General features: G+C 41.1%; 4 protein-coding genes. 3 read left to right on the forward strand and 1 reads right to left on the reverse strand.

Translation table 11 applies throughout. The annotated features are described in order from the left end of the window. Both galE and PX481_RS04010 read left to right on the forward strand, forming a co-directional pair. Positions 1-585, forward strand: a 585-nt coding sequence (gene galE / locus PX481_RS04005; RefSeq protein WP_288093742.1) for a UDP-glucose 4-epimerase GalE, incomplete at its 5' end; no start/stop codon positions are given. Between the two features lie 273 nt (positions 586-858). Further along, entirely contained in the window at positions 859-1284 is a 426-nt protein-coding gene (locus PX481_RS04010) for a hypothetical protein (protein WP_002758644.1), read from the forward strand. 105 nt (positions 1285-1389) lie between these two features. Here PX481_RS04010 and PX481_RS04015 read toward each other — a convergent pair whose 3' ends face one another. Further along, entirely contained in the window at positions 1390-2361 is a 972-nt protein-coding gene (locus PX481_RS04015) for an FkbM family methyltransferase (RefSeq protein ID WP_288026133.1), read from the reverse strand. Between the two features lie 162 nt (positions 2362-2523). Here PX481_RS04015 and PX481_RS04020 point away from each other — a divergent pair, with 162 nt between their 5' ends. Beyond that, entirely contained in the window at positions 2524-3984 is a 1461-nt protein-coding gene (locus PX481_RS04020) for an MBOAT family O-acyltransferase (RefSeq protein WP_002758640.1), read from the forward strand. Positions 3985-4123: the final 139 nt, after the last annotated feature.

The raw sequence follows: 4123 nt of genomic DNA on the forward strand, positions 1-4123 counted from the left end.
AGTCATCCCCATCATCCCCTTAGTCCCTACGCTGCCAGTAAGGAAATGGTGGAACAAATTCTTAGGGATTTTGATCCAGCATATGGTTTTAAATCGGTTGCTTTCCGTTATTTTAATGCTTCAGGAGCCGATCCCAGTGGTTTATTAGGGGAAGATCACCAACCGGAAACCCATTTAATTCCCCTGGCTTTATTAACTGCCCTGAAAAAACGGGATTCCCTGTCAATTTTCGGCACGGATTATGATACTCCCGATGGTACTGCTGTTCGCGATTATATCCATGTTAATGATTTAGCACAGGCTCACGTTTTAGGCTTAGAATATCTCTTAAATGGGGGCGAAAGTAATGTGTTTAATTTGGGCAATGGTAACGGTTTTTCCGTGCGTGAAGTGATTGAAACAGCGCGAGCGGTAACTGGTTTAGATATTCCCGTCATCGAAAGTCCCAGAAGGGCCGGCGATGCCCCCATTTTAATCGGCAGTAGTGATAAAGCTAAACAGGTTCTCGGTTGGCATCCCCAATATGCCGATCTCAAGGTAATAGTTGAACACGCCTGGAATTGGCATCAAAAAAGACACGCTTAACAGCGATCGAGTGCTAAACTTTAATCTTATAAGATTGAACAGTTCTAAGTAAGTGGTTTCAATTAAATTGAAGATAGATTTTGTCTTTGATCCCCCCTGCCCCCCTTGATAAGGGGGGTGCCGATAGAACGTAGGTTGGGTTGAAGCATGAAACCCAACGCCCGATTATGTTACGCTACCCCTAACCCATCCTACAAATAATTGTGCCTCCCTACTTAGAGGCTGATAGTTTACCGCTATAAGCTTCTCCAGAATTCTCTCGAATACAATGCTATGAATAACAAAATAATCTTAATATTTATAGGCTTGACTTTTTTAGCAAGTTGTGCTGATAGTAAACAGTTTCAATGTCAAAAAATCTATCGGATTGCCAACGAAGTGGCCCAAGAAACCAAATCCTTAACCAACGCTCAAGGGATAGAAATTGACCAAAAAAGTTGGCTATTAGCCGCCGATAAAATCGAACAGGCCGCAGAAAATATGAAAAAATTAGAAGTGAAGGATACCGAACTAGAGAAATATAAAATCGCCTTCGCTCAAGTTTACGAAGATTATGCCACTGCCACTCGTGAAATAATTCAAGTTATCGAAACTCGCAATAAAAACGGGGCAAAATTAGCACAGGAAAAGGTAAGAAAAGCCGGCCAATTAGAAAAAGAAACTGGCGAAGCTTTTAATACCTATTGTCAAGCACAGTAAAGCAGTTATCAGTTATCAGTTAGAAGGTATTGGGGTTTTGGGGTATTAGTTAAAATTTCCCCATTTCCCCATTTCCCTATCTCCCCATCACCTCACTTCTGTACTTTAGGGTTTAATTGCGTACAAAGTACCCACATTTTTACTGCGAGGCATCCTGGAAAAGATGATAAAACCGAATTCTTGCAGATGCTTAACTAAAGCATCTGGACCCTTTTTATGCCATTCCATCATGATAATTTTAATCTGTCCCAATTGACCAGTTGCCGCTAAAGAATCGAGGATTTCGTATTCGGAACCTTCACAATCAATCTTGGCAACTATATCGATGTCGGGATAATCAGAGGTAATACCTTTAAACACATCGGTGAAAGGTTTAAGAATTAAATCGGCTGTAGCTGTTTGTTTCGAGGCAAAAGGTTTTAATTGGTTGTCAATACCAGAAATACCAACACTACCTTTCACGGTGTAATCGTATTCGACTTGAATAATTTCATCCCGAGCGCCGACTCCATAATCAAAAGCTTTAATCTTCTCCGCTAGATTAGGATTGAGGGCAAAATTTCTTAAAGCTTGGTCGTAGGTAGCCTTAAAAGGTTCGTAACTATAGACAGCTTTCACATTAGCTCGATTGGCAAAAAAGAGACTAGCAAAACCCGTATTCATACCAATATCGATCGCTACACAGGGCTTGTCATAGAGGAAATTATATACACCTAAAAGGAAAATTTCATGGGCGATATCTAAATCCTGTCCCGTCTCGATAATTAACTTAACTCCATCGATATCGATAATTAATTCCTGTTGCCCATCGATATAAAATTTACAATCGGCCAGAGCTTTTAGTGCGTTAGCTTTGTTAAAAACTTTGCTACCCAAGAGGAAATCCTGCTTATTTTTGCTTAAACTGATCCCTAAGGGTTTGTAAAAAAGTTGACCAGATTTAGCATCATATTCCACATAATTAGGATTAATATTATGCTCTGCCAACTGACTAGACCAATATTGATCGGCAATATGGGGATAAGTCTTAAATTGTCGATAGCGTTTATGTGCATCTAACAGTTTTTGATAAAGCATTGCTTGTCTAGCCTCGATTTTTTAGGATGGATGAAGGTAATTTTATGGACAAGTCTGACAAAGTTTGATAGGCTTGTCAAGAAAATCCCTCGTCTCTGAGCATCAGAAGTCAGGAAACCCATCTCAAACAAGGTAACACAGACCATCAGGAGTTAACACGCCTTGAATTACTCTGATTTTATATTTTGGTGGATATTAATCCTTTTTAGCGTTCCTTTCCTAACGGCGCGCTACCTGGCGAAGTCCTTCAATCTCTGGCGAGGTGTTTTTGATGGAGTCGGATTGGCGGCGCTGTCCCTAATCCTGTTTTATTACGCCAGTCGCACCAGTTTCCTCGTTTTCATCGTCTCCCTAGCCTTTAACTACATTATGGTCTGGCTAGTGCTGAAAATGAGCGGCTGGAAAGCGAATCTCCTAGCCACTATCGTTATCGTCATCGATATTCTCGTCCTCGCCTACTTCAAGTATTTCGGCTTTTTTGTCGAGGAAATCATCGGATTATTCGTTTCTCTCCCCCCTAACTGGAAGGAACTTTCCCCAATTCCCGTGCCTAGCCAAATACCACCGGGGGTATCCTTCTATACCTTCCAGATGGTGGCTTTCGTGGTGGACTCCCTACGGGAAAAGAAAAAGAAACCCCTAGCCGTCCTCGATTATGTCAATTTTATCTCCTTTTTCCCCCAAATTGTCGCAGGTCCGATCGAGCGTCGCCGGGATTTATTACCACAAATGGAGGGATTTCGCCTCAAATTTACAGGAGAAAACTTCGAGAAGGGTTTGCGTTGGCTTTCCCTCGGTTTATTTATGAAATTTGTCCTCGCCGATAACATTGCGCCCTACATCGAATTAGATAAGATGATCGATAATGCTTGGTATATCTGGTTTGAGGCCTTTTTATTCACCCTGAGAATCTATTTTGACTTCGGTGGTTATAGCTTTATTGCTGTTGGTTTAGCCTATTTTGTCGGGGTTAGATTAGAATTAAACTTTTTAGCCCCCTATACATCCCAAAGTATTAACGAATTTTGGCGACGTTGGCATATTACCCTTAGCACCTGGTTTCGGGATTATGTGTTTTTACCCCTGATGGGTTCCAATAAAAATTGGGCGCCTTTTTATCTATTCATTACCTTTACTCTTTCAGGTTTCTGGCACGGTGCAGCTTGGAATTTTATCTTTTGGGGTGCCTATCACGGGGCATTATTATTATTACTGCGTTATCTGGGCCGACCTTTCTATGCTTTCGTCGGAAAATACGTTTCTCAGCCGCAAATTGTCTCCTGGGCTTTAACGCAATTGGCGGTCATTTTTGGTTGTCTCTTTTTCATGGAGATTAACACCAGAAGATTAATCGGCAAAATGCTGGTTATTGCCAATCCTTTCAATTATTCCTTAGCTAATATCGGGGAAATTTTTAGTTCCTATACTCTCAATCAAGGAGCAGTTTTAAGCGTTGCTTTAGTTCTTGGTATCATTGTTTTAATCCTCGAACATTTGGCTATTGCTCAGAAAAAGTTTGAATATGAACTATTGTTATCACCTTGGCTGTCTAAAATATTGCTAGGTTTAACTATTCTCCTAGCTTCCACTAATACCGGTGACTTTATTTACTTTGAATTCTGATGAATACTAAATCCTTTAACCCTTTCCCCTGGTTAGCCTCTCTGGGAGTCGCTTGGTCCCTCGGCTTTGTTTATAATGTCATCTACGGCGGCGAATTAAGCTGGTTGCGGATGATGTACGAGGAAAAATCAGCGATCGC

The sequence above is a fragment of the Microcystis sp. M53603_WE2 genome (assembly GCF_030065435.1).

What these genes read in the sequence shown, in the direction of transcription:
- PX481_RS04015 (WP_288026133.1), bottom strand. Translation starts at nt 2,361, where the DNA reads ATGCTTTATCAAAAACTGTTAGATGCACATAAACGCTATCGACAATTT.
- PX481_RS04010 (WP_002758644.1), top strand. Translation starts at nt 859, where the DNA reads ATGAATAACAAAATAATCTTAATATTTATAGGCTTGACTTTTTTAGCA.